Annotated in this window: 32 protein-coding genes, 1 tRNA gene and 1 pseudogene; 24 read left to right on the top strand and 10 right to left on the bottom strand. The window is 40.1% G+C overall.

The annotated features are described in order from the left end of the window. Positions 1-114: 114 nt before the first annotated feature. The 7 genes from FCL54_RS07905 (at position 115) to FCL54_RS23885 (ending at position 6,505) form a co-directional block, all read left to right on the top strand. Entirely contained in the window at positions 115-2,928 is a 2,814-nt protein-coding gene (locus tag FCL54_RS07905) for a replication protein (protein ID WP_138125104.1), read from the top strand. Beyond that, the gene (locus FCL54_RS07900) at positions 2,925-3,749 is read left to right on the top strand and encodes a distal tail protein Dit (RefSeq protein ID WP_138125102.1); all 825 of its coding nucleotides are present in this window, start codon (positions 2,925-2,927) and stop codon (positions 3,747-3,749) included. Before FCL54_RS07905 ends, FCL54_RS07900 begins: the two co-directional genes overlap by 4 nt. Further along, the gene (locus FCL54_RS07895; protein ID WP_138125100.1) at positions 3,749-4,336 is read left to right on the top strand and encodes a hypothetical protein; all 588 of its coding nucleotides are present in this window, start codon (positions 3,749-3,751) and stop codon (positions 4,334-4,336) included. The genes FCL54_RS07900 and FCL54_RS07895 overlap by 1 nt, the downstream gene beginning before the upstream one ends. 1 nt (position 4,337) lies before the next feature. Next, positions 4,338-5,078 carry a polysaccharide deacetylase family protein gene (locus FCL54_RS07890; RefSeq protein WP_138125098.1) on the top strand — a complete coding sequence of 247 codons (741 nt, stop codon included), beginning with the start codon at positions 4,338-4,340 and terminating at the stop codon, positions 5,076-5,078. 116 nt (positions 5,079-5,194) lie between these two features. Continuing rightward, a complete protein-coding gene (locus FCL54_RS23890) occupies positions 5,195-5,362 on the top strand; it encodes a hypothetical protein (RefSeq protein ID WP_171016736.1) in 168 nt (55 codons plus the stop codon). A gap of 241 nt (positions 5,363-5,603) precedes the next feature. Next, positions 5,604-6,347 (top strand): hypothetical protein, encoded by a 744-nt coding sequence (locus FCL54_RS07885; RefSeq protein ID WP_138125096.1) that lies wholly within the window; start codon positions 5,604-5,606, stop codon positions 6,345-6,347. An 11-nt stretch (positions 6,348-6,358) separates the two neighbouring features. Continuing rightward, positions 6,359-6,505, top strand: coding sequence for a hypothetical protein (locus FCL54_RS23885; protein ID WP_171016735.1), 147 nt, complete (start codon positions 6,359-6,361; stop codon positions 6,503-6,505). 478 nt (positions 6,506-6,983) lie between these two features. On the opposite strand, the gene FCL54_RS07880 is transcribed toward FCL54_RS23885, so the two are convergent. Continuing rightward, on the bottom strand, positions 6,984-7,202 hold the full coding sequence (locus FCL54_RS07880) for a helix-turn-helix domain-containing protein (RefSeq protein ID WP_138125094.1): 219 nt from the start codon (positions 7,200-7,202) through the stop codon (positions 6,984-6,986). A gap of 131 nt (positions 7,203-7,333) precedes the next feature. Between FCL54_RS07880 and FCL54_RS07875 the strand changes: the two genes are divergently transcribed. The 7 genes and pseudogenes from FCL54_RS07875 to FCL54_RS24370 all read left to right on the top strand — a co-directional run bounded on the left by FCL54_RS07875 (position 7,334) and on the right by FCL54_RS24370 (position 13,131). Beyond that, on the top strand, positions 7,334-8,176 hold the full coding sequence (locus FCL54_RS07875) for a tyrosine-type recombinase/integrase (protein WP_138125092.1): 843 nt from the start codon (positions 7,334-7,336) through the stop codon (positions 8,174-8,176). Positions 8,177-8,321: 145 nt separating this feature from the next. After that, a complete protein-coding gene (locus FCL54_RS07870; RefSeq protein WP_138125090.1) occupies positions 8,322-11,141 on the top strand; it encodes a phage tail protein in 2,820 nt (939 codons plus the stop codon). Further along, a complete protein-coding gene (locus tag FCL54_RS07865) occupies positions 11,138-11,320 on the top strand; it encodes a hypothetical protein (protein ID WP_138125088.1) in 183 nt (60 codons plus the stop codon). Before FCL54_RS07870 ends, FCL54_RS07865 begins: the two co-directional genes overlap by 4 nt. Continuing rightward, on the top strand, positions 11,292-11,483 hold the full coding sequence (locus FCL54_RS07860; RefSeq protein WP_138125086.1) for a hypothetical protein: 192 nt from the start codon (positions 11,292-11,294) through the stop codon (positions 11,481-11,483). Before FCL54_RS07865 ends, FCL54_RS07860 begins: the two co-directional genes overlap by 29 nt. Before the next feature lie 40 nt (positions 11,484-11,523). Beyond that, a complete protein-coding gene (locus tag FCL54_RS07855; protein ID WP_246055174.1) occupies positions 11,524-12,027 on the top strand; it encodes a phage holin family protein in 504 nt (167 codons plus the stop codon). Positions 12,028-12,072: 45 nt separating this feature from the next. Further along, positions 12,073-12,612, top strand: a pseudogene (locus FCL54_RS24375) (peptidoglycan recognition protein family protein); the annotation flags it as partial. After that, a complete protein-coding gene (locus tag FCL54_RS24370) occupies positions 12,601-13,131 on the top strand; it encodes a peptidoglycan-binding domain-containing protein (RefSeq protein ID WP_246055187.1) in 531 nt (176 codons plus the stop codon). The pseudogene FCL54_RS24375 and the gene FCL54_RS24370, both read left to right, overlap by 12 nt. A 214-nt stretch (positions 13,132-13,345) precedes the next feature. Here the strand turns inward: FCL54_RS24370 and FCL54_RS07845 are convergent, their stop codons facing one another. Together FCL54_RS07845 and FCL54_RS07840 are read right to left on the bottom strand one after the other, a co-directional pair. Beyond that, positions 13,346-13,570: a hypothetical protein gene (locus FCL54_RS07845; protein WP_138125080.1), complete on the bottom strand. Its 225-nt coding sequence runs from the start codon at positions 13,568-13,570 to the stop codon at positions 13,346-13,348. Between the two features lie 7 nt (positions 13,571-13,577). Next, complete coding sequence (locus tag FCL54_RS07840; protein ID WP_246055173.1) at positions 13,578-13,769, bottom strand: helix-turn-helix transcriptional regulator; 192 nt, start codon at positions 13,767-13,769, stop codon at positions 13,578-13,580. Positions 13,770-13,921: 152 nt separating this feature from the next. Between FCL54_RS07840 and FCL54_RS07835 the strand changes: the two genes are divergently transcribed. Further along, a complete protein-coding gene (locus FCL54_RS07835; RefSeq protein WP_138125078.1) occupies positions 13,922-14,365 on the top strand; it encodes a hypothetical protein in 444 nt (147 codons plus the stop codon). 232 nt (positions 14,366-14,597) lie between these two features. Here FCL54_RS07835 and FCL54_RS07830 read toward each other — a convergent pair. Continuing rightward, positions 14,598-14,673 (bottom strand) — tRNA-Val (locus FCL54_RS07830). Between the two features lie 87 nt (positions 14,674-14,760). Continuing rightward, a complete protein-coding gene (locus tag FCL54_RS23880; RefSeq protein ID WP_171016734.1) occupies positions 14,761-14,910 on the bottom strand; it encodes a hypothetical protein in 150 nt (49 codons plus the stop codon). Positions 14,911-15,057: 147 nt separating this feature from the next. Here FCL54_RS23880 and FCL54_RS23875 point away from each other — a divergent pair, with 147 nt between their 5' ends. Continuing rightward, positions 15,058-15,219 (top strand): hypothetical protein, encoded by a 162-nt coding sequence (locus FCL54_RS23875; protein WP_171016733.1) that lies wholly within the window; start codon positions 15,058-15,060, stop codon positions 15,217-15,219. A gap of 56 nt (positions 15,220-15,275) precedes the next feature. Here the strand turns inward: FCL54_RS23875 and FCL54_RS07825 are convergent, their stop codons facing one another. Next, positions 15,276-15,452, bottom strand: coding sequence for an aspartyl-phosphate phosphatase Spo0E family protein (locus FCL54_RS07825; protein ID WP_138125076.1), 177 nt, complete (start codon positions 15,450-15,452; stop codon positions 15,276-15,278). Between the two features lie 167 nt (positions 15,453-15,619). Here FCL54_RS07825 and corA point away from each other — a divergent pair, with 167 nt between their 5' ends. The 4 genes from corA (at position 15,620) to FCL54_RS07805 (ending at position 19,661) form a co-directional block, all read left to right on the top strand. Next, on the top strand, positions 15,620-16,687 hold the full coding sequence (gene corA, locus FCL54_RS07820) for a magnesium/cobalt transporter CorA (RefSeq protein WP_138125075.1): 1,068 nt from the start codon (positions 15,620-15,622) through the stop codon (positions 16,685-16,687). Positions 16,688-16,713: 26 nt separating this feature from the next. Next, positions 16,714-17,460 carry an SDR family NAD(P)-dependent oxidoreductase gene (locus tag FCL54_RS07815; RefSeq protein ID WP_138125073.1) on the top strand — a complete coding sequence of 249 codons (747 nt, stop codon included), beginning with the start codon at positions 16,714-16,716 and terminating at the stop codon, positions 17,458-17,460. 112 nt (positions 17,461-17,572) lie between these two features. After that, complete coding sequence (gene cbpB / locus FCL54_RS07810; RefSeq protein WP_138125071.1) at positions 17,573-18,037, top strand: cyclic-di-AMP-binding protein CbpB; 465 nt, start codon at positions 17,573-17,575, stop codon at positions 18,035-18,037. Between the two features lie 94 nt (positions 18,038-18,131). Then, positions 18,132-19,661, top strand: coding sequence for an MDR family MFS transporter (locus tag FCL54_RS07805; protein ID WP_138125069.1), 1,530 nt, complete (start codon positions 18,132-18,134; stop codon positions 19,659-19,661). A 41-nt stretch (positions 19,662-19,702) separates the two neighbouring features. Here FCL54_RS07805 and FCL54_RS07800 read toward each other — a convergent pair whose 3' ends face one another. Together FCL54_RS07800 and FCL54_RS07795 are read right to left on the bottom strand one after the other, a co-directional pair. Continuing rightward, positions 19,703-20,071 carry a VOC family protein gene (locus FCL54_RS07800; protein WP_138125067.1) on the bottom strand — a complete coding sequence of 123 codons (369 nt, stop codon included), beginning with the start codon at positions 20,069-20,071 and terminating at the stop codon, positions 19,703-19,705. Positions 20,072-20,083: 12 nt separating this feature from the next. Beyond that, positions 20,084-20,821 (bottom strand): sulfite exporter TauE/SafE family protein, encoded by a 738-nt coding sequence (locus FCL54_RS07795; protein ID WP_138125584.1) that lies wholly within the window; start codon positions 20,819-20,821, stop codon positions 20,084-20,086. A gap of 127 nt (positions 20,822-20,948) precedes the next feature. On the opposite strand from FCL54_RS07795, the gene FCL54_RS07790 reads away from it, so the two are divergent. From FCL54_RS07790 to FCL54_RS07775, 4 genes are all read left to right on the top strand, one after another. After that, the gene (locus tag FCL54_RS07790) at positions 20,949-21,812 is read left to right on the top strand and encodes a transcriptional regulator CcpC (RefSeq protein ID WP_138125065.1); all 864 of its coding nucleotides are present in this window, start codon (positions 20,949-20,951) and stop codon (positions 21,810-21,812) included. 98 nt (positions 21,813-21,910) lie between these two features. Continuing rightward, complete coding sequence (gene dapD, locus FCL54_RS07785; RefSeq protein WP_138125063.1) at positions 21,911-22,630, top strand: 2,3,4,5-tetrahydropyridine-2,6-dicarboxylate N-acetyltransferase; 720 nt, start codon at positions 21,911-21,913, stop codon at positions 22,628-22,630. A 21-nt stretch (positions 22,631-22,651) separates the two neighbouring features. After that, positions 22,652-23,782, top strand: coding sequence for an N-acetyldiaminopimelate deacetylase (locus FCL54_RS07780; protein WP_138125061.1), 1,131 nt, complete (start codon positions 22,652-22,654; stop codon positions 23,780-23,782). Between the two features lie 141 nt (positions 23,783-23,923). Then, complete coding sequence (locus FCL54_RS07775; protein WP_138125059.1) at positions 23,924-24,166, top strand: YkuS family protein; 243 nt, start codon at positions 23,924-23,926, stop codon at positions 24,164-24,166. A gap of 236 nt (positions 24,167-24,402) precedes the next feature. Here the strand turns inward: FCL54_RS07775 and FCL54_RS07770 are convergent, their stop codons facing one another. Together FCL54_RS07770 and FCL54_RS07765 are read right to left on the bottom strand one after the other, a co-directional pair. Further along, positions 24,403-24,612, bottom strand: a complete 210-nt coding sequence (locus FCL54_RS07770; protein ID WP_138125057.1) for a ChaB family protein — start codon at positions 24,610-24,612, stop codon at positions 24,403-24,405. Positions 24,613-24,665: 53 nt separating this feature from the next. Continuing rightward, a complete protein-coding gene (locus FCL54_RS07765) occupies positions 24,666-25,511 on the bottom strand; it encodes a mechanosensitive ion channel family protein (protein ID WP_246055172.1) in 846 nt (281 codons plus the stop codon). Positions 25,512-25,632 lie beyond the last annotated feature (121 nt).

Here is a 25,632-nt window from a genome sequence, read left to right as displayed (position 1 = left end):
CATTGACCCTGAAACATTTTGGGATTCACCAATCGCTGATGTAGATAGAATCTTTGAAAACAAACAGGCGTGGGATGCCTGGTCTAATAACCCTAATTAAAAGGAGGTGAACTAGTGGCTAAAAACCCTGAAACGAAAGTTAAGTTTAGTGTTTTTAATAAAGAATTCAACGATGGTTTGAAAGAAATGGGCAAGCAATCTTCAAGCCTTCGAAAAGAGTTCAAACTTCAGGAAGAGCAGCTGAAGGAAAACGGAACGCAAACAGAAAAGTATGAAGTAAAGTTGGATCACCTTAAAAAGCAGCATACACTAGCTGAACAAAAAGTGAAGGCGACTGCAGAACAGCTCGCAAAAGCAAAAACAGTTTACGGTGAAAACTCAGACGAAGTAAGAAAATTATCAGATCAACTGCTCGGTTTTCAAACGAATCAACAAAAACTGGCCAATCAAATTAACGCTACTACTAAAGAACAGGACCAATATAAAAAGTCGCTTACAGATCTCGGAAAACTGTTTAACACCACAAACACTAAAGTAGATGATTTTGCAGAAGCGCTTGGTCCTGATTTGGTTTCTAGTATAAAAAAGGGCACAGCCTCAACTAAACAGTTAGAAAAAGCCTTTAACAAAGTATCCCAAGAAGCTCTCGGTTCCAGAACAGATATTCAAAAGGTTAAGAAAGCCCTGTCAGAGTTAGATGATGGACAGTCCATTAAATCTGTCCGTAAAGATTTAGGCAAGCTTGCGAAAAAAGCAGATGACACAAAAGGATCCATTAAAGACTTGGGCTCTGAGATTGGTGGTCTTGCAGGCGGTCTTGCTGCTGGTGGCGGTATTGCAGGAGCTACAGGTTTAGCGCTTGATGCAGACGCATTAAGAACAAGAATCGCTATCACGTTTGATGTATCGGAAGAATCAAAACAAACCGTGTTTGAAACTGTCCGTTCGATCGAAACTTACGGCGTTGATGCAGGTGCTGCATTAGAGGGTGTTAGAAGGCAATGGGCCCTTAACAAAGATGCTACTGAAGAAGCTAATCTTGCTGTTGTTAAAGGTGCTGCAGTGGTAGCAAGTTCTTATGAGGGTTTGGACTTCACAGAATTAATCCAGGAAACAAACGAAATTGGTTCAGCTTTAAACATATCAAATGAAGAAGCAGTAGGCCTAGTTCAATCCCTTCTAAAAACGGGTTTTCCTCCTGATCAGATTGACATCGTTTCCGAATATGGCACCCAGCTAAGTCTTGCCGGGTATTCAGCTGAAGAAATTCAGAATATCTTTGCAGCTGGTGTAGATACGAAATCTTGGAACATCGATAATCTGATGGACGGCCTAAAAGAAGGGCGAGTTAAGCTCGCTGAGTTTGGGAACGAAGTCCCTAAAGCTTTGGCTGAGGTTATCGAGGGAACAGACATCTCTGAACAGAAAATTAAGGGATGGGGACAAGCTGTTGCTGAAGGTGGCCAAAAAGGTAAAACGGCGATGTTTGAAGCGGCTAAGGCGCTTGCCGGAGTAGAGGACAGCACGAAAAGAAACGAAATTGGAGTCCAAATGTTCGGCACCATGTGGGAAGATCAGGGCAGCAAGATAGTTGACACCCTCCTCAATGCAAAGAATGGTACCGCCAACCTGAAGCAAGGTATGGAAGGTGTAAATGAAGCTACAGCCAAATTGGACGCCTCGCCAACTGTTCAACTTAAACAAGCTTTACAGAACCTAAAAACTTCCCTTACTCCTTTATTGGTCACCATTTCTAATTTCATAACAAAAATTGCAACATGGGTGTCTCAAAATCCAAAATTAGCAGCAACTATCACTGCCGTTGTAACAGTCTTGGGAATTTTAGTAGGTTTATGTATGGCGCTTGCTCCCGTCTTAACCATACTTTCAGGACTTGCTGCGGCTTTAGGTATTGGCCTCTTACCTCTGATTGGAATTATAGCAGGGGTAATTGCAGTTATTGCTGGACTGATAGCAGCAGGAATAGCGATATGGAAAAACTGGGATACGATAAAAGCAAAGGCATCTCAACTCGGTTCCTTCCTTTCCTCTAAATTTAACGAGACCAAGGACCGGGTGAGTGGGAAAATATCGGAGATGAAACAAAAGGCCACTCAAAATATTGAGCAAATGAAGTCTTCCATCCAACAAAAAGCAGAGTCCATCCGATCTGGTGTGCAAAATAAAATCCAATCCTTAAAAGACGGCGTCACAAATCGAATCCAGAGCATGAAAGATAGGACACTTGGAGCCGTAGAAAACTTACGTTCAGGTTTTTCGAACAAAGTCCAATCGCTGAAAGACGGGGTTCAAAACCGTATCCAGGGGATGAAGGACCGAACACTTGGAACCATAGAAAATTTACGGTCAGGATTTTCTTCAAAAGTTGAGTCCATACGGTCGACGGTTTCTTCGAAATTTGAGTCAGCGAAAAACGCAATCATCAGTCCTATTGAAACGGCCAAGAGTAGAGTTTTGGGAATGATCGAAACGATAAAAGGTGCTTTCAGTCGAATGCGAATTTCTATCCCTAAATTCAAAATTCCTTCGATTGGTGTACGTGTTGCCTGGGGAGGGCCAGGAGATAAAATACCATATCCAAAATTCAGCGTGAATTGGCATAAGATAGGCGGTGTGTTTAAAAAGCCAGTCGTAGCCGGTAATGCAGGTTTTGGTGATGTGGAAGAAGGTATCGTTCCGTTTGAAGGATCTCATGCAATGAAAATAGCAAAATTAATCGCTGCTGCTCAAACGAAACTAAAGAATGCTTCTGAAGGATTAGTTGACAAAGCAAATGAAAGCATTATCTATGTTAATGTTTCACCGGCAAATGTCGTTATGGATTCTAAGAAAGTAGGAAAGGTCATCTGGAAACCTGTGAAAGCTGAAACGAATAATAACAGAAATCTGGGGAGGAGAGGTTTATGAAGAGTGAGTTAAACTTCCACATAAAATATCAAAACGGCTCCGTTGTGGACATGCACGACGATTTAGGACTGTGGGTCAACTCGTTTCGTATTTCCTCTCCTGACGCCAAAAGAACTTTCAAGGAAGTTCCTGGCATGGATGGTGCATACCTTTCTAACTCAAAGATGGGTGTTCGTAAGGTAACCATATCCTTTGAGGTTGAAACGGACTCTGTTATAGAGCTGGATGACTTGAAGCATACCATTTTTGGTGTCTTTTACTCGAAGGAACCGTATCGAATTATCCGGGATATTAAGCCTGATTGGGAGATATATGCGGTACAAGATGGAGAATACGATTTTGACATCATTACGAGCTCTGACGGAGAGTTTACCATCGAGCTATCGATGCCGGATCCCTACATTTACAGTGTTGAAAAGACTCAGATCATCGATACTGCAGGTGTTAGTTCAGTTACTTTACCTTCCGTGTTCTCAGAACAAATGATGGCAAATGCAACTAACACCGATTCGCCATTCATGGCAGAAATCACTTTTAAAGCTGCAGCAAGTGAATATGTACTTAAGCATGTGCAATCGGGCAAATATATCCGGTTGCTTTTTGATTTTGCTGTTAACGATAAAGTGACGATCTACTCTAATTGGAAGAATGAGAACGGCCAGAAAGTAAGAAAGATTCTATTGAATGGTAACAGAAAAATGACCATGTTAGATATCCCAAACAGTGACTTTTTCTACCTGCAGCCAGGAGAAAACGCCTTTGAAGTTCCGCCAATTGACCAGGTAGAAACAAAATTAATCTTTAGAGAGAGGTGGATTTAATGACTTATAAATTACCTAGTGATGGTAATCTAGTCAGGTTTTTTGGCAAAAAGACACCAGACGGCCAAGAAGCATATATGCCGGCACAGATTGTTGGTCTGGATGGGAAGACTCCTATTAGCTCAAGCAACCCTTTAAACATTACTGGTGATGTCTCGCTAAAGGGGAGTAATGTTAAAGTACCTGTAGATATACAAGCACAACAAACAAAAGTTTTACAGATAGTCACCAATGACGACACTAACATTACCGCCAACCAAACACACACGTACTACGATAAAGACGGGAAACAAACATGGTCTTATGACAGGGGAAATACTTTAGATGTTTCAAATTATAAAGAGTTATTCTTAACGGTTGTAAATAATTATGACGTTGCGGTTAAATTTAATGTCTTTTTAGTAGACTTTTGGGGAAACATCCATTACCTAATTAATGCCCATTCAGTTAATTCGAATAGCAAAGTTTTTCTATCCTCAAAGGACTATCCGATTTTGAATAAGCCAATCTATAACATTATGGTAAGAGTGACAACTGACATTATCCCTACAACTGGAACCATCTCCTTTTCTGTAGAAGGACAGTAAAATGAATATAGCAAAAATCGTAATAACAATCGATGACGGTCACGACAATGTTTATACAAACGCTTTGCCTATAATGGAGAAGTACGGATTGGTCGGAACAGCTTGTATTATTACTTCTTCTGTTGGATCTACAGGGAAGGTTACTACAAATCAATTATCAGAAATGCAGAATAAGGGTTGGGAGATAGCAAGTCATTCAGTCACACACCCTCTAATGACTACCTTATCGGAGGCAGAGCAGAGAATTGAATTGGCTGACTCTAAAACATTCCTTGAACAAAATGGAATAACAGTAAACACTTTTGCCCCGCCTTCAAGAGATTGGAATGATATTTCGTCAGTCTATGCAGAAGAAGAAGGGTACAAGGCTGTTAGAGCATTAGATATTACAAGCACACCAACAGAACCGTATCCTATAAGCAACAAACTATATGTGCGACATGGCTCTACCTCAATAAATAGTGCGGCTCATTCTCCTATAGATGTATTTAATTGGATAGAAACCGCTATAAGCGAGGGTTCGTTGTTAACGTTGCTTTTTCATCATATTCGAGATGTATCGGATAACTACTCAACTAGTTTAAGCGACTTTGAGGCGATTTGCGCATACTTAAAGAAAAGAAGTTTGGACGGTGAGATTTTGGTTGATACGTTCTACAATTCGTTAAATGCAACATTAAAAAAATTAGAAAATGAACCATCCGAAAGAATTTTGCTATCAGATCGAAATATAACTATCTAACAAACGAAGGGCGTTAGCTATACATTAACAAATACAAATAAATAGTAATGTATATAAATATGGGTTGATATTTACATCGAACTAGCCGACAATTATTTCCAAGGGAGGGAATTTTGTTGGCAGTAAAAACCGTGAATATCACAGTTGATCCAGATGATTTAGAAGAGTTCTATCGTCTAGCATCCAAGAAAGGCATCAAGTTTTCCACCTGGGTACAAGTCAAAATGAAAGAGTTTATCGAAGAAGAAAAGATGATCGAAGAATGGAGAAGGGAGCGCTCATAATTTTGAGTGCTTTTTTCTTTCGAAAATTATCTAACTATCGGATATTGGTTACTGTTTGGAAGTAGTCAAAAACCCTTAAAAACGTTGATATATCAAGGTTTATAGCCGATTATGAGAATACAATATGAACGAAGGGCGATAGTTCGATTACGAAAAAGCAATTTCTTCCTGGCTGAATGTTTAATTGTTTTCATGTATAGTGAAAATAAATAACATTTTTTTACTGTAGGGGGAAACGGCTATGTTTGTTGAACACCCAATATTTGTCGAACCAGAAAATCCTAAAAGTAAGGTTTGGCGATACATGGACTTTACCAAATTTGTAAGTCTGTTGGATTCTAGTTCCTTGTTTTTTACGAGGTCTGATAAATTTGAAGATCCGTTTGAAGGATTAAACTCATCAGCTAATGAAAAATTAAGGAATGATGTTTATGGAGAGAAAATTCCTCAAGAAGCATTCTTTAAATTCGATGAAATTAGGAAGAAGGTCAGACCATACACTCATATTAATTGTTGGCACATGAATGAATTTGAATCTGCTGCCATGTGGAAACTGTATCTTAAAAGCAATGAAGGAATAGCTATCCAGACTACTTTTGGAAACTTGTGTAATAGTTTCTCAGAATATAATGATCAAGTGTTTATTGGTAGAGTGAATTATATTGACTATGACAGTGAATGGATGCCAGAGGGGAATATGCTTTATCCTTTTGTCCACAAAAGAAAAAGTTTCGAGTATGAAAATGAAGTTAGAGCTGTCATTCAAAAGTTGCCTTTATCTAAAACCGAGGCAAAAGTTGACTGGAATGTTCCGCCAGAACCTTACGGAGTAAACGTTAAAATAAACCTCGATGTTTTGATTGAAAAAATCTATATAGCACCAACCGCGCCCATTTGGTTTAAAGAGTTGGTTTACTCGGTGACAAAAAAGTATGAATTGGATAAAACGGTTCATCAGTCCACCTTATATGATAATCCTTACTAGGAGGAATAAATATGTACATTCAAAAGCCTGAACAACCCAAGTTAGACGATGTTTGGTACGATAAAGATTCAGGTTATCTATTTAGGTTCAATGGAGAGTATTGGATTAAATTTGTTGAAAATAATCTAACAGGAAACGGTAAATCTTACATTCAATGAGCATCACTTTTTGAGAAGCTAACTTAAAGCTAGAAAGGCGTTAGCCTAAACTAGACATTTACCAGGGTGTTTTTCCTCTTTAAAAATTAGCTTCTCTATCCGATAATAGTAGAGTAAGGAAGTGATGCGACAATGATTAGCATAAAATTACTGTGGCATAAGTTTTTCCTGAAATACAATTTGATCCTTTTTCAAGATTGTTTGGATAGCGATATTAAGAAGAAGTTTTGGAATAAAGTTGAGTATCATGAACAGAAAATCCAGCTTTTGAATAAATGGCCTCAATGAACCCCCTTTCAGTTATGTTATAATTTAACTAATACATAACAAGTGGGGGTTCCATGAACAAGAAGAATAAAAGGAAAACAGGTCCGAGGAGTGGCATTAGTTATCTTACAGCAAAGCAAAGAAAAGCTGTTGAATGGTATAAGGCCAAGAGAGAAGAAATTAAAACATGTGCAAAAAAGACCCAATCTGATTAGTCAGAAGGGTCTTTTTCTAATTCTAATATTTCTCCTGGAGTTACATTTAAGTACTCGCATAGCCGTTCCAATAATTCCTTTGGAAATTTTTTAGTTTCATCATTGTACAACTGTCTAACCGATTCAAATCGGTAGTCAATCTCTCTGGCCACTTCTCTTATAGATAGCCCTCGGCTCTCAAGAATAGGCTTTAAATTACTTTTTATAGTTGCCATAATCCACCTCCTAATACCCTAATTATAAACGACACAAAAAAAGTGTCAATTAGGTATTGACTCAAAATGTGTGTCAATGTAATATAATAATCAAATGACACAAAATTCGAGTCAAAGGGAGAGGATTTTACGTGAATCTATCAGAACTGTGGTCACTATACGAATATGACAAGCGAATTGAAGGTTATTCTAAGCACACTTTAAAGGCTTACCAAATTCAGACGAATCTGTTAGTCAGGCACTTTGGAGAAAAGGATGTTGAAGAAATTACTTTTGTCGATTTAAAACAGTACCTGGCAAAGGATGCTGACAGGTTAAAACCTTCCAGCCTTGGCCATCGGGTGCGCTACATTCGCTCACTGTTTAAATGGGCACACAGCGAGGGATACATTCCTTCTAATCCTTCTCATAAACTTAAGGAACCTAAACAGGGGAAGAGAGTACCCAAATTTATTATGGAAGAGGATTTAGAGGTATTGAGGGAATCCTGTAAGGGTGCCAGGGAGAAAGCTCTAATTTCTTTATTGTATTCCACAGGCTGCCGTATTGGAGAAGTTCATCTTATGGACAAGCAACATATCAATTGGGATAACAAATCTATAATCGTTCTGGGTAAAGGTGACAAAGAGCGAGAAGTATATTTCGACACGAAAACCAATCTTTGGCTGAGAGAATACTTGAATCAAAGAGACGACGAAATACCGTCGCTTTTCATAACAGAACGAAATCCCAAAAAGAGATCTTCCATTGCTCAGCTAAGATATACAGTTAAAAGGATAGCAAAACGATCCAATGTGAATGTAAATATCTATCCTCACCGATTCCGTCACTCTTATTGTACACACCTTATGGATCGGGGAGCTCCACTTGAAGTTATAAGCAATCTTGCCGGTCACGCTAAAATAGAGACCACTCGTATATATGCCCAGTTAAGCGGAGAGAAAAGAAGGGAACTGTACCGAAAATACTTTTAAAGGAGTGGGTCCGGTGTACGATGAAAGTGAAGGAAACATTTTTATCGGTATGTTCTGGGGCACCGCCATAAGTATTCCACTGTGGATTTCATTTTTCGGATGGATAAAACTCATATTGCATTTTGTTTAAGACGGAGGTGAACATATGAAAGAACCTATTTATATATTCGACCCTGCTGACAATCTTTTAGCGGTTACGACAAACTATATAGAAGCGCCTTTTGAAGAGACAGTTAATGAAGCTGTCTCTTTTGAATTTGTTCTGCCTGGTGACGATGAGGATGCAGCGTTTGTTGTGGGTGGTAACCAGGTGGCATTTAGAGATTTAGAAGGCCGTTTTCGCTTATTCGTAATTCGTGAACCAGAGGATGAGGATGGAGAAGGAGGTCCTGTAAAAAGAGCCCTCTGTTTGCCGGCTATGGATGAACTAAACGATTCTCTTGTAGAAGATATCCGTCCACAAGACAAAACAGCTGCCTATACTCTGCCACTGATTTTAGCCGGCACTCGTTATCAAGCTGGGAATATAGCTGATCTTGGTGTTCAGTCCACAAATTTTTATTACATCTCAACAATGGAATCTCTCAGTAAGATGATAAAGGTGTGGGGCGGTGAAGTAGTTGACAGGGTAGAATTCAACGAAAATGGCATTACTGGAAGGTTCATTGACTTCGTTACTCGCCGAGGGATGGATACGGGCAAACGGTGGGAAATTGATAAGGACATCGAAAACATTAGGCGTTCTGTTCGCTATTATCCAAAAACGGCCTTGTATGGTAAAGGAAAATCTTTGGAAACTGAAGCTGGAGGCTACACAAGAAAGATTACTTTTGCTGATGTGCAAAGAAGTATTGCCAATGGTGATCTATTTGACAAACCATTAGGCCAGGAATGGGTTGGTGATCCGGAAGCATTACAAGAACATGGATTACCAGCTGCTGATGGTTCTGTTAATCATCGATTTGGAATGTATGAAGACAGCGAAGAAGAAGACCCTGAAAAATTACTTGACAGTACCTGGGCATCATTACAAGATGCTAAAAATCCGATTGCCGAATATGAAATGAGTGTTAGCACTTTTGAAGGAATATCAGGGCAAGAACACGAGCTCGCTCGAATAGGAGATACTGGTACAGCCATTGATAAGAACCTTAATCCGGCGATTGTAATTGAAGCTCGCGTTATGAAAATGAAGTATGATATCGGAGATCCTTCTGATGGAGAAATCACACTAGGGAATTACATCGATTTGTTTGAAGATGATAAACGGCTTGATTGGGTTGTAAACAAGGTTAACGATCGTGGAGGATTATGGGACCAGGGTGGTGGGCCAATTACCGATAGTGATTTTGAAAACATTACACCAGGTATTCCACAGAAGGTAGATGCGACCGGCGGATTTAAAAACATCATGTTGATGTGGGAATTCATCAGTGCTTCATATATCGCTCATTATGAAGTGTACGGCTCAGAAGTGGCAGGATTTGCTCCTGATCCTTCTAATCTTCTGTGGAGAGGTAAGACCAGTGGGTTTGTTCATGAAGCAGGGAATGCGAAAAAATGGTACTACAGAGTAAGAGCTGTAAACTACCATGGAGTTGCAAGTGATTATAGTCCAGAAGTTAGCGCTCAAACAGCAAGGGTTTTAACGGATGAAATTCTATTCGGAGCTGTTACCGCGGAAAAAATAGCTGATCTAGCCGTGGAAGCAGAGAAATTAGCTGACAGTGCAGTTACTGCTACAAAAATAGCTAATCTGGCAGTAGGAACAGCTGCCATTGCAAACTTAGCTGTAACAAATGCAAAGCTTGGATTGTTAGCTGTTAAGGAAGGAAACATTGAAGATGCAGCAATTACCAGGGCTAAGATTGGCGACCTGGCTGTTGATGATGCAAAGATAGCTAACCTGGATGCTGCAAAATTAAAAGCTCACACAGTTATCGCAAATGACATTACTTTTACAGGGGCGCTTTCTGGTGCCACCGGTACATTTGCAGGGACTGTTTCTGCAAGAGAATTACATGTCGGAAGTGGAAGTAACCAGGATGCAAGCATCGCACTGCAAACCCGGGATCCTTCTGGCTTAGGTTATGCGAAAATCCATAACACAACCGGAACAAACAATGTTGGACAAGTTGTAGCTGGAGATGTAACTATTGGTTACTCAACTGACATATCTTTAAAACCGACAAAAAACCTTTTGAACTTTGACGTGTTAGCTTCTAATGCAAGTTTCAGTGGGAAGCTGGTTGCAAAAGGCGAGTTCCAATCCAAGGGGCCCGCCTTTTTGGACAGTACTACTTATATATCTGGAAACACTACTATCTACCGTGATGGTGAAGCATTAAGAATTCAGGGAGGAAGTACAGGAAATGCTTATGCACGTTTTGCTAAAGGGTCAAAAAATATAGGATACGTTGGATCTCCTACTACTGGCAACGATGATTTATATCTTTATGCTTATAACTCTATAGTTCAGTTAGCAGGCGGTTGTAAAATTGATACTGGTGGTAATGATGCCCGATGGCAAGCAAACCTTTATGACTATATCTATCAACAAGACGCTGACGGTCGTATTTATTTTTATATGGGAGGAAATGTTAAACACTCCTTTAATGCAGATGGTTCGAAGTCTGGGGGATCCATCGAGGTAGAAGGGCAAAGCTATGGTATGTCACCAATTGATTCTCCACAAGTATTGCTTGAGTATATTGAATTTGATATTCCCCTTACACCAGAAGGAACAAAAGTATTCATTGATTCTCTTTGGCTGAAAACGGTAGAAAACTATGCTGTTTTTCCAAATAAGGGAGAAGTGATCGAGGAAGGATCAGATTATTTTATCATTGCCGGAGAAGAAGGGAAGTATGCCGATTGTCGCATTATCGGTGAACGTATTGGCTATGCTGGTGTGTGGTATGACGATATGGATGCCAAAGTTGATAATAAGGAGGCGGCTGCTTGAAAAAGTTGAGCAATCCAAACAAGAATAAGTACGAAAGACATGGTGATCACTTTGAAAGAAGCACTCCTGAAGTAATTGAAATAGTATCAAATGGGAAGAAACAAGTCGTTTTCAAGAGAAAACCAATAAACCCTATAAGGAGGAATGAACATGGAAAACAACCAAGAACAAATGATTGATATTGAACCGCGTTTAAAACAGGCTTTATCGGATCTTCACTATAAAAATATTGTCTTAAGTGCTCAATTGGATTCTTTAACCCAGGAGAATACCGAGCTCAGAAAAAAGATTGATGAACTGTCAGTTGGAAAATCACCAAAAGAAGAGAGCGCCAAAAAGTAGTCCATACCAGGACTGCTTTATTTTATTAAGGGGGAAGAAGATGAACATATCATCTATATTTAATATCAAGCATTTATTTACTGTGGACTTTGGAGTAGCTGCTAGTTTAAGTGGAGTGGCCGGAGTGTTATTTTCAAAACTATACGGAGGTGCTCCATTGAACTTTGCGCTGTTTATCATCCTTGTGTGGGTAACTATTATGGATTGGATTGGCGGTACTTCAGCTGCTAAAAAGGATGAATCATACGGAAGCGAATATGGTAAAGAAGGAATTGCCAGGACTACGGTTGTTTTTATGCTGCCAGCACTAGGTAACATGATTGATATTGCTTTGAATTCACCTGGCGTCACTTATTTTGCGATCACCGGCGCTTTAATTTATCACACGGTTATGAGTATGACCGCGAACTTTGCCAGGGCTGGTTGGGAGAAATGGATCCCTAATAGAATGCTTGAATCTGTTGCCTCTGAAATACAAGCAAAATCACAACGGTCAGCTGACAGAAAAGCAAAAATACAAGGTGAAGAGAAAGACATTAGTTAACAGCTGCCACTAAGGTGGCTGTTTTCATTTTAAGGAGGAATAGCAATGGCCGTGAAATCAAGTGGAAGTGTTTTTTTAATTACACAGGATTATATTAATGTTGATCGTCATGGATCAAGAAGTGGTTTGTCGATTGGCAAGGTTCTTTTTTTAGTTGCGCATGATACCGGCAATCCTGGAAGCACAGCATACGGCAACCGAAAGTATTTTAATGATCATCAACCTTCTGCTGGAGCCCATACTTTTATTGATGATCAGTATATTCTAGAGATCATTCCTTTATGGGAAAAAGCCTGGCATGTGCAGTATCAAAAAACAAAGGATAATGAGCTCTTTGGTGAGGATGCCAATGATGCAGCAATCGGGGTTGAATTGTGTTGGGGTGGTTCCATAGATTTTGATAAAGCGTATGAGCGTTACTGCTGGTACTTCGCTTACTTGTGCCATAAGTTTGGTTTGCACCCTAGAAAGCATATTGTCGCTCATAGTACGCTTGATCCTTCCAGACGTTCAGATCCAGAAAACGCCCTGAAGCGTTACGGCAAGTCATGGGATTCTTTTATTGATAATGTTATGCATTATTATAATGGTAAAGAAAAAGGCTATCTTGAATCAGGAGATAGTGGTAACGAAGTGAAAAGACTGCAGCAAGATTTAATCACAGCAGGCTTCGGAAAGCATTTAGAACCTTACGGTGCAGATGGGGACTATGGAGAATGTACTGAAAACGCAGTAAAAGCTTTCCAAAAAGCTACAGGCTTAGTTGTGGACGGAATTGCTGGCCAGAATACATTAGCAAAGATCAAAGCTATTATAGATAATCTGAACAAAATTAAAGTGAAAATCGCGAAGGAGGAAGAAGAAATGTTAGACAAAGCAATTGTCATTAATGCATTTGCTGACTTTCCGCTTGCTGAACCATTAGCCATGAGAATTAAAGCGCCGATCTACATTAGAGCAGCATTGCCACAGGGGAAAATTGCGAAGAATCTTTATGTTGTTGGTGGTACACAAGAAGGACTGAAAGCGGACAATATTACATTATTAAGTGGTCATGATCGTTTTGATGTTGCAAGAGCAGTGGAAGATTTCTTATCTAAATAAATATTTTCCTTTTTAAGGAAGGGAAAAGTGGATTTAAATGGAATTGTAGTATTGATGGAGGGGATAAACGTTGAAGTTCTTTCTAGAAATACTTTTTTTACCGTTTAAAATCACATTGAAGGCGATGCTCTCTATACTATCCTGGGGAGTCAAAGTTACAAAGAAATAAAAAAAAGATGAAAAGCCCTGCTCCATTAATAGGAGTAGGGCTTTTTTATGTTCCTGGTTTTCCGCCTGGGTCCTTCATTCCCTTCTTCCACCTTTCTATCTGTTCTCTTTGCCTCAAATACTCGTTTCTCTCTTTATTGTGTTCTCCTAATACTGACGGATAACACTTTGGGCAATATTCCCTTGGATACTTATCATCCGGAAGCTTTCTTAGATTCTTCGCTTTTCCAGTCCTTCCACAGTAAGTGCAGGTGCCTAGTTCTTCATTCATGAGAATCTTAATCCTCCTCATATAACTCTTCAATCCTACAACCTATAATTGTACACAATTTGTAAGCTTTATCAATCCGCGGATAAACCCGTCCGTTTGACCAGTCACTGATCAGCTGCTGAGATACTCCCATTTGTTCTGCTACCCATTTTTGTTTTAATCCTTTGGCATCCATTAATTCCTTTATCCGCGGTTTCATCCACAGCTCTCCTTTTGTATTGACGTCACTAATGATTTCACCGCGTCCAGGCATTTTCCTCTATAAGGATTACCATTAAAAAGTACGATATTTTCGGTATTAACTAAGGAGTGACGTCATAGTATTTAACAAAGAAAGGAGGAAATGATTTTATGTACAGACCAACTGTTAGATATGGTGACGTCTACCGAGATTTTGTGAAGGAGCTGCAGCAAGTAACTTCATTAGATGCAAACCAGATAATACGTCTGGCATTATTCGCCGCACCGTTCAATCGTTTGTTCAGAGCACAGGTTAAAGAAAGACTGAAGAGTGACGTCCCTCTCCCCTCCCCTGCCTGGGAGGCTATTGAACATGGATATTGGCTGGAACAGTCCTATAAACCGGAAGAAGAGAAGGGGGATGACGTCAATGTTGAATTGGCACGAAGAGGACCAGGTGAAAGAATTATTGAGATTGTTGAATCCCGATCAGCCCAGGAAGATAAATCTCGATGTGTCGAACAGATCCCGAGACGAGAGTGGAAGGTTCCTTCCGGAGAACAAAATAGAACAGTCCTCAAAAATCAGAACGGAATCAAATTTAACTTCAATTGATTGGGAACCGATAAACCGCAACGTTTATTTCCGGACCAAGAAATTAACAGATGGAGAGAAAGATTCTATGATCCTGATTGGCGTCATGGTTATAATGGCGATTATATTTTAAAACACTTTAGTTAAATAAAGGTCGTCAAAATGTCGTCAAAGGGCTAATGTCGGCAGGTTGTCGGCAAAAGAGAAAATAAAAAGAACCCTTACATATCAAGGGTCCGTGGCTTATTATGTATGGTGACCCGTACTGGGCTCGAACCAGTGACCTCTACCCTGTCAAGGTAGCGCTCTCCCAACTGAGCTAACGGATCATAAGGACAATATTAAATATAGCTAATCAAAAGAGAGATGTCAATCGTTTTCTGTTATAAGGTAAAACCCCTCAAGGAGTGAGGGGTTTAAGATTCATCTGAGAATTCTCCATGTTCTCTCTGGGGATGGCTGACCCTTTTGGCTTTTTCAACAACCTGGCGCGCTTTGTCGGCTTTTTGTTGGTCACGCTTTGCTTTCTCTTCAATTTGCCTGATCTGTTCCGGTGACTTATCCATTTTGAACCACTCCTTAACGAATACTACTTTTAGCTATACCCTTGTTCAGTTCTATAAACTCATAAAATTGGAGAAGTGACGTAAAACCTTACATATGTACCATTTCCAATCATACATTGATAGAAAGGTTGGAAAGGGGCGAATGCAGTGGTCGCGGTTATCATTTCATTAATAGGCTTTTTTCTTTTTATGGCATTGTTCATGGTGGCTGTTCGAAGGGCAATGCATGCCGACAGCATGAAATTGGACCGGGAATATCTCTGGGAGAACTTTGACCAAAATCTCGATTATAATGACCATAACAAATAGTGTGGATTACTGGGAAAAAACACGTGGACGGAGTACCCTTAAAAAGGGTGCTCTTTTTAATTGAAACTGACTTCTTTTTCCATTGTATATTGCTGCTGGTTCGTGATCTGGTACTTTTCAATCAAACGGTCCAATTCCTGGCTGCAGGTTATTGTTTTGGCGGAAGACAATCCATGCTTCTTTCCTAGTTCGATCATTTGTTTTCGTTTTTCTTCAATCATTAACATAAGCATCGAAACTCAACCAACTTTCTATGATAATCACTCTAGTATTATTAAACAAAAATAAAGAATTATAAACGATTTCGATTAAACTTCTAACATTTCGACATGAACATTCACCATTTATAAAAGTTTCCGGCAAATATTTTGAGGGAATTGAAAACAAGAGGAGTGAGTTTATGGGGAAATATAAAAAAAATAACCGAAAGAAAAAGGAAGGCCTTCCTCCCGGGTCCCTGATTTATATTGGAAAAGAACCAGTACAGGAAGTAACCGTTGATGTGTTTGAGTACAACGACCAATTTGTTGAAGAAAGAAGGCTGGATGAAGTACTGGATGTTGGCAAATATTTAGATAAGGAAACGGTAACCTGGATAAATATAAATGGTGTACATAATGTGAATATGGTAGACAGCATCGGACGCCAATTCGGCCTGCATCCGTTAACGATTGAAGATATTTTAAACACTGAGCATCGACCAAAGATCGATTTTTTTGAGGACCATCTGATTGTAATTGTAAAGATGCTGGATTTGCAAAAGACTGACTTTCTTGTTGGGGTAGAACAGGTATCCTTTTTACTGTTTGAAAATGTCGTCCTTACATTTCAGGAAAGGGTAGGAGATCTGTTTGAGCCGATAAGAACCCAACTGAGGGAAAATATCGGAAGGATAAGGAAACAGGGGGCGGACTATTTATTGTATTCCTTGATGGATACCATCTTTGACCAATATTTAATTGTGGCAGATGATATGGATGATAGGCTTGATGCGATGGAGGAAATCATTATTACAGATCCGCCGGATGATGCTTTGCAGGAAATCAACTCCTATAAAAATTCCATAGGAGCGCTAAAAAAAATGGTTTGGCCTGCAAGAGAGGTAATAAATAAATTGTTGAACAGAGATGTTCCTTTAATAAAATCATCAACCTATTTATATTTCCGTGATATTCAAGACCATGTCATCCATACCAATGATATGATCGACACGATGAGAAGCAAGCTTTACGGCATGCTTGAAGTCTATTATTCCAGCTTGAGCAACAAAATGAATGAAATCATGAAACTGTTGACAATGGTCTCTACCGTTTTCATTCCGCTTACTTTCATCGCTGGAGTGTATGGCATGAACTTTACATATATGCCAGAGTTAAATGAGAGGACCGCCTACCCGATCGTATGGATTGTGATGGTAGCCATTTCTATCGTCATGCTTATTTATTTTAAAAAGAAAAAATGGTTTTAAAAGATCGTCTTGAAAGGAGCCTATACATGGATAATGTTAAAAGAGTTGTAATCGTAACGGGCGCGGGACACGGGATAGGGAGAAGCATTGCGATTTTCTATGCAAACAAAGATTACGAAGTTGTACTAGTAGATAAAAACACGGAAACATTAAAAGAGACAAAATCATTTATTGAAAAACAGGGCAAGGAATGCTGGGTATATCATGCTGATGTTCGGAAACCGGACCAGATCGAGAAACTGATGGAAAGTGTGGAAGAAAGGTATGGACGGATTGATGTGGTAGTCAATAATGCGGGTGTATCCGAGTTTAAACCAGTCTATGAACTAACGGTAGAAGACTGGGATGATGTGATCAATACAAATTTAAGAAGTGTTTTCCTCTGTTCAAGGGAGGCGGCGAAGGTAATGAGGAAAAATAACGGCGGGGCAATTGTGAACATGGCTTCGACCAGAGCGTTTATGTCGGAGCCCAACAGTGAAGCTTATGCTGCTTCTAAAGGAGGAATCGTTGCTCTGACACATGCCCTGGCACTATCCCTTTCAGAAGATAGAATAAGGGTCAACTCCATCAGCCCCGGGTGGATAGAAGTCAATCATTATGGAGAATTAAGAGATGTGGACCACGAGCAACATCCTTCCAAACGTGTCGGAAAACCGGAAGACATTGCAAGAGCATGCTTTTTTTTAACAAATGATGAAAATGACTTTATCACTGGAGAAAATTTAGTTATAGATGGAGGAATGACGAGAAAAATGATCTATGAACATTAAATTTTGATGGAACAATTAACGGACAAGAACCATTCATGTTACTATAGTAAAGGAAAGAAAATAAGCATTACACTACCGTTGGGGAAATTCACATGAGAGGAAGTAAATTTTCATGGGAAAGAAACTTGAGACGTATAATTTGTATGAGAAGGGGATAGAAGATCTAATTATTTCTGCGGATAAAGTGGCCCATGTACAGTTGAATAATCCGCTTGAACATGCGATGTTAATCTTAATAAAATCAGGATATTCTTCCATTCCTGTATTAGATAGCGAGTTTAAGCTGCAGGGACTAATAAGCCAGCCGCTGATTCTTGATTCCATACTGGGCATCGAGAGAATCGAGTTCGAGAAGCTCGGCCAATATGTTGTGAAAGATGTTATGAATAGAGAAATTCCTTTTATAAATGAAAATGAAGGCTTTTTTAAAGCATTAAAGCTAGCGATTGATAATCCTTTTTTGTGCGTGGTTGACGACGCCCATACTTTCAAGGGCATTTTAACAAGGCGAACATTACTGAAATTTGTAAACCGTTATCTGCATGAAACGAGTAAAGAATCTGTTGGCCCTTCTTGATAGGCCAGCAGATTTTTCTTTCAGACTATTTATTGCGAGATCATCAGAACTAATATGAATGATAATGGAATTTATTTGATGGAGATGACGGAGTATGAAATCATTAAATGATCAAATTGCGATCAGTATTCGCGAAAAAAAGACCCATCGACCGTTTGTTCTGGCTGCGATTGTAATTGGAATGTTTATGGCAGCAATAGAAGGAACGATTGTTTCCACCGCAATGCCTGGTATTGTTGCGGATCTGGGTGGATTTTCAAAATTCAGCTGGGTTTTCTCTGCTTATTTGCTTATGTCGGCTGTAACAGTACTCATTTATGGAAAGCTCTCTGACCTATTCGGCAGAAAACCGATCTTTGTGTTCGGTGTTTTTGTGTTTTTAATAGGCTCTATCCTTTGCGGTTTTGCAGAGTCGATGGAATTACTGATTGTCTACCGATTGATTCAGGGGTTGGGAGCAGGAGCAGTACAGCCTATTGCCACAACGATTGTGGGAGACATGTATACGATGGAGGAACGGGCTAAAATTCAGGGATACCTTGCAAGTGTCTGGGGGATTTCAGCTGTACTCGGCCCCGCACTTGGCGGTGTCTTTGTTCAGTACCTCGATTGGGCGTGGGTATTCTGGATGAATGTTCCGCTTGGTATATTGTCTGTTATTGGTGTTATCCTGTTTTTGCATGAAGAAATCGAAAAACGTGAACGCCGAATCGATTATGTTGGGGCTGGATTGCTGCTAATTTCAATTTCTTCGCTGATGGTTGTTTTAATAGAGGGCGGTGTAGCATGGGCATGGACATCTCTTCCGGCAATCAGTCTGCTCGGGGTATTTGGAATTGGGCTTGTTTTGTTTATTTTTTATGAATCAAAAGTGGAAGAGCCTGTTATGCCGTTGTCGCTATGGAAAGATCCACTGATTGCCCTGTCCAACAGTGCAACGTTTACAACAGGAATAATACTGATAGGTGTTTCCAGTTTCTTGCCTACATTTGTTCAGGGTGTAATGGAGGAACCGCCGATTGTCGCAGGGTTTACGTTAACGACAATGTCAATCGGGTGGCCGATCGCTTCTACGATTGCCGGACGTTTGATTTTAACGATTGGCTTCAGGGCAACATCACTTATCGGGGGAGTCTCCTTAATACTCGGTGCCATTTTTTATATTTTGATGAACCCATCCCTTGGACCGATATGGGCAGGAGCAGGATCGTTCTTGATAGGTGTTGGAATGGGGCTTACAGCAACGACGTTCATTGTTTCTATACAAAATAGCGTGGATTGGAAGAAAAGGGGAATAGCGACGGCATCCAACATGTTTATGCGAACATTGGGGAGTGCTGTCGGGGCGGCCCTGCTTGGTGGGATCCTAAACACCAGGCTGAAGGATTTTCTTTCATCGAATCAGGAAAAGGCAGGACAGGCACTGTCTATTGATACAGCGAACAGCCTGTTGGATGAAGAAAAAAGGCAGAGTTTGTCTCCGGACGTTTTATCAGTGTTGCAGGATGGCCTTACATTTTCTTTAAAGAGTGTTTATATCGGATTGTTGTTACTCGCAATAGCGAGCTTTATACTGGTCTTTTTCCTGCCAAAGCCTCAAAAAAGTAAAGTGATAAAAAAATAAAGGCAGCATCCTCATATAGAGGTGTTGCCTTTTTCTTTTGATTACGATGCTATCTCGAGAAATTCGATCCTGTTATTGAACGGATCAAAGAAAGAGAAACGCTTCATTCCCGGTACCTGTATTTCTTCTTTAATCTTAATTTGGTTTTGCTGGAGATATTCTCTTACTTCATCTAACTGACTTATTTGAAATGCCGGGTGGCGTTTACTGTTTTCAGTTTCTGGCTCTGTGCCGATATGGAGTTCCACATCACCGACCCTGTACCAGAGACCACCGTTTTTCTTTAACGCATCAGGCTTTTCAATTTCTTCAAAGCCTAAAATGCCGGTATAAAAATCCCTAGCCTCTGATTCCTTTCCTGTAGGTATGCAAACTTGAACATGATGCAGGCGGGTTACATCGATTTTCATTTGATTTCCTCCTTATAATTGGTTGAAGAAGCGATAGGTGAGTTGGATCACGAGTGTAAAGGTGATGATCCTGAGAATCCATTTCACATGTATAGTAGATAGCTTTGCAGCTAATCTAACTCCGATTTGAGCTCCTGTGATTGATCCTAATGCAAGTGGAATTGCTACCGACCAGACCATATGGCCGCTTAGAATATACGTGACCATCGCTCCGATACAGCTTAAGAAAGTATTGAATCTGGTAAGTGCTATGGAACACAAATAATCCATATTATAATGGCGGAACAGATGGAGCTGGAAGGTCGCCTGTCCAGGACCAAACATACCATCGTACCAGCCGATTCCCGTCAGAAAAGGCAGCCCTTTAGCAGGGAACTCGCGTTTGGATAATGAGTGAACAGCTTCCTTCTTAACGAAGGTTATGATAAGGGCTCCGATTAAAAGGAATATCGCTATAATAAGCATCGATTGTTCTTCGATATGAGAGGCGAAAATCCCTCCTCCAATTCCTCCGATTAAGGAAAACGGTCCGGTTTTTAAAGCGAGTCTAAGCGGAATCTTCTTTTGAAGGAACAAGGTGAAGAAACTGGAAAACGAACTCAATGTGTTGGAGAATTTATTCGCTGCGATGGTAGAATGGACTGGAACGCCTAACAATAACATTGCAGGGAAATTGATCAATCCGCCGCTTCCTGCCAGTGTACCTAGCATCGTTGCAAATAACCCTACCAAAAATAAAACTGAAATCATACTTAACACCAGCCTTACTTCCTGATAATTTTATTTTACAGGGTTTTCCATGATAATTAAATTAGATTATAATAATATTAATCCATAAGAAAAACTTATAAAAGGAAGAAGTGAGGGAGGGAAGGCGATGAATTTATCTGAATTTCGTATCTTATCCGTTCTTGCCGAAGAATGTAATATGAGAAGAGCGTCAGAAAAACTATATGTTTCTCAACCAGCTTTGAGCCAGCGCCTCCAAAATATTGAAAAAGCGTGGGGAGTCCAAATTTTCCTTCGTTCCCAAAAAGGGTTAACGGTTACACCTGAAGGCGAAAGAATCATTGAATTTGTTATGGATACTTTAAAGCGGGAGGAAAAAGTGAGGGATGAACTTACATCGTTGAGTTCAGAAGTCCATGGGACATTAAAGCTCGCTGTCGCATCCATTATCGGGCAATACTGGCTTCCAAAAGCACTGAAAAAATTTGTTGATAACTATCCCTATGTAAAGGTTTCGTTGATTACGGGCTGGAGTAGTGAAATATTAAAGCATCTTTATGAAGATGAGATTCATATTGGCATAATCAGGGGAAACCCGGAATGGAAGGGGAAAAAGGAATACCTTTTATCAGATGAACTTTATCTGGTCGATACAACGATTCAATCGATCGAAGAAATCCAAACAACAACGAAGCCATTTATTCAGTTTAAAAGCGATTCGACATATTACCAGGAAATCCAGGAATGGTGGCAAAGCCAATTCCTTGTTCCCCCGAGCAAAACAATTGTTGTAGACCAAATTGAAACTTGTAAACAGATGGCGTTAAACGGAATTGGATTTGCGATTTTGCCTTCCATCAGCTTGACTGACAGCGATACGAACTTTTATAAAATTCCTTTAAAAGACCAGTCCGGCGGTACGATTAAACGAGACACATGGCTGTTGTCGAATGAAACGGCTTCTGAGTTAAAACAGGTAAGCAAGTTTATCGAATTAATTAAAGAAGTATAATACGGATGAATGGACTTCACGAATCGAATTAGATACGATAAAATTATGTTTTGAAGCTTTGTTACACTAAACTAATAAAAACATGGAGGTTGAAAGAAATGAAAATGATGGATGCAAATGAAATTATTAGCTTCATTCAAAATAGTGAAAAATCTACACCTGTAAAAGTACATATCAAAGGTGAACTCGAAGGTATTGACTTTGGCCAAAATACAAAATCCTTTCTAACAGGAAATACAGGAGTCCTTTTCGGTGAATGGAAGGAAATCAAACAAGCTTTAGAAGACAACGAAGGGAAAATTGAAGACTATGTTGTAGAAAACGACCGACGAAATTCTGCTATTCCTTTATTAGATTTAAAAGGAGTACAGGCAAGAATTGAACCGGGTGCGATCATCCGCGACCAGGTGGAAATTGGCAAAAATGCTGTCATTATGATGGGTGCAAGCATCAATATAGGATCTGTAGTCGGCGAAGGAACGATGATCGACATGAACGTTGTACTGGGCGGCCGTGCGACTGTAGGGAAGAACTGCCATATTGGAGCGGGAGCTGTGTTAGCTGGCGTTATTGAACCGCCATCAGCAAAACCAGTAGTGATTGAAGATGATGTAGTCGTTGGTGCGAATGCTGTAATACTGGAAGGCGTGACAGTTGGAAAAGGGTCCGTAGTGGCTGCCGGAGCAATCGTGACAGAGGATGTCGAACCGAATACGGTTGTCGCGGGAACCCCTGCAAGAGTGATCAAGAAAATCGACGATAAAACTCGTTCTAAGACAGAAATCAAACAAGAGCTACGCCAGTTAAAAGAAGATTAATATTAAAGGATACAGACTAAAATGATCGATTTTTCGGAACTAGTAACCGTCCGCAGACATCTACATCAGATTCCTGAGCTGGGGTTTGAAGAATTTAAGACACAGCAATTTTTACTTGATTATATAAGTAAGCTTCCACAGGAGCACTTAGCCATAAAAACCTGGAAAACAGGAATTTTAGTAAAGGTCAATGGAAGCGACCCTGAAAAAACTTTCGGCTATCGGGCAGACATAGATGGCCTTCCGATTGAAGAAGAAACGGGTTATGAGTTTTCTTCAAATCATAAAGGGAAAATGCACGCATGTGGGCATGATTTTCATATGACGATTGCGCTCGGTCTTGTCACACACTTTTCCAAAAATCCCGGTAAAGAAAATGTACTGTTTATTTTCCAGCCTGCTGAAGAAGGACCGGGCGGAGCTCTCCCAATGCTGGAAAGTGAGGAATTTAATGAATGGCGTCCCGATGTTATAGTGGGACTTCACATCGCACCAGAATACCCGGTGGGGACAATAGCGACGAAGGAAGGCTTGCTTTTCGCCAATACTTCTGAGCTTTTTATCGATCTGAAAGGCAGGGGTGGGCATGCAGCGTATCCACATCAGGCGAATGATATGGTCGTTGCTGCCAGCCATTTTGTGACTCAGCTGCAAAGTATCGTATCAAGAAACGTGGATCCGCTTGATTCTGCAGTCATTACCGTCGGAAAAATTGAAGGTGGAACAAAGCAAAATATCATTGCAGAAACGGCGAGGATCGAAGGAACAATCAGGACCCTTTCATCTGTGTCAATGAACAAGGTGAAAAAGAGGCTTGAAGCGATTCTTGATGGTGTCAAGACTGGATTTGAATGTGAAGCTGCCCTCGATTATGGCGCAAACTACTATCAGGTATTTAACGATTCCGCTTTAACAAAGGAATTTATGGAATTTGCTGAAATGCAGCCAGAGGTTTCAATCGTGAATTGCAAAGAGGCGATGACGGGAGAAGACTTTGGCTATTTCCTAAAAGAAATACCGGGCTTCATGTTCTGGTTAGGCGTTCATTCTAAGAGCGGTCTTCATTCATCCAGATTGATGCCGGATGAAAATGCTCTTCAAACTGCTGTAAACTTGCTTAAGAATTATTTCACATGGAAGATAAACGAATGATAAAGAAGACTGTTGCATTTGCAGCAGTCTTTTTAGCTTTAATCGGTTTTTTTATGAAAGAATAAGATTTCGCCTCTTTGGTTACCTTATATTTGAAAAGTTTTATCATGCGAAAAAGACAGAGAAAAAGGAGTGGAACATATGCCGAGAATCGGAGTAGAAGAGTCATTAAGTGATGTGGTACAGGCTCTGCAGGATAAGGGATATGATGTTGTTGCGTTAAGACAGGAACAGGATGCGAATGGCTGTGATTGTTGTGTGATTACGGGTCAAGACCAGGACATCATGGGGATTTCTGATGTAGCGACGAAAGGTCCGGTCATTAGTGCCCAGGGAATGACCGCTGATGAAATTTGCCAGCAAGTAGAAAGCCGTTTAAAATAACCGGATGTGTCCTCAAAGTATTCCTGGGGACAGATAAAAAATTTCCATAATAAAGGGATGGCTCATAAAGGTCTGACTTCCTCCGTTTAGCACAAAGTCCAGAAAAACATTGGAACAAGTTTTTCTAGAAATAGTGTTGGAGGGGTCTGACACCTGTTTTTTGAGCCACCCCTTTTCACATTGTTGAAATTTTTAATAGTGGAGAAAATGGATAAAGCCATTCCAGCTGTTCGCTATTAATCTTCTCCTTCTCGTTTTACCCAATCGCCGTCATCATTCTTAGTATATTCATTTTCTACAGCACTCCAGGCAACTTTAAATGCCGTATCTTCCTGGTCATATTGTTCCTCGGCAGAATTAAACGCCTCCTGGAATATTTCCTGTGCATGATGTGGAAGGTTATCCTTCACTCGATCTGGCAAATCTTCTAATTTTTCGTATGGCATGTTATTCACTCCCTTGTAGCTTTTGTTGAGAGTTTTCCCGTGCTGTTTGGTTTTTAAACAGAATCCTGTTTTTTCTCAATGTATACTTGATGGGGATATGGAATCTCAATGCCGTTTGTATCAAGCGCTTCCTTGATCGCTTTTCTTAACTGCCGTTCGACGCCCCATTGTTCCATGTTTCGGGTTTTACAAAGTACACGGATAACGACATCCGAAGAACCAAGAGATTGCACTCCGAGTACATTTGGGCCATCAACTATGGCGTCGTTTAAACCAGCGATTTGATCACACGTATTCTGGATTACTTCGATGGCTTTGTCAATGTTATCATCATAGGAAATGCCGATATCGACAAGTGCACGCATATTCCCACGGGAATGGTTGCTGATACTGCCCACTTCTCGATTTGGGATATAATTTAAAGTCCCGTCAAATCCTCGAATCTGAGTGGTGCGAAGACCCACTTCTTCCACGATACCATCGTATCCTGCAGCTGTAACGTAATCGCCAACATCCATTTGCTTCTCTAGAAGAATGAAGAAACCCGTTACGATATCGCTCACAAGGCCCTGTGCGCCAAAGCCGATTGCAAGGCCGACAATCCCTGCGCCGGCAATCAATGTACCGATGTTTAATCCGAGCGTACTGAAAATGATGCCAACTACAATAAATATCAATGTATAAGAGAACAAGCTTAATGATAGTTTCATTAATGTGTTTGCTCTTCCAGCCGACATGTTTTCTCTTTGTTCCACTTTTGCAAAAGTTCTTTCAATAAATCGTTTTCCGATCGATTTTACGATTAAATAAACGATCAGAATAGCGATTAACTTCAAAATTATAATTCCGAGGCCAAGAAAAATACCGGCCCAATCCACATTTTCCAACCAATCGTTCAACGGATTTGTCCCCCTTTTTATGTTGATTAACAGTCTATGTACTCCGTTAAAGCACAACTTAAAGTATATCGGAATATTAATTGCCATTTCAAGTTGAGCAGCACATACGATTCTATTTCAT

The sequence above is a fragment of the Exobacillus caeni genome, from assembly GCF_005747095.1.
Classification (GTDB): Bacteria; Bacillota; Bacilli; order Bacillales; family Guptibacillaceae; genus Exobacillus; species Exobacillus caeni.
The sequence above is the reverse complement of the archived record's forward strand: the minus strand, read 5'-3'. Positions and strand labels throughout refer to the sequence as shown.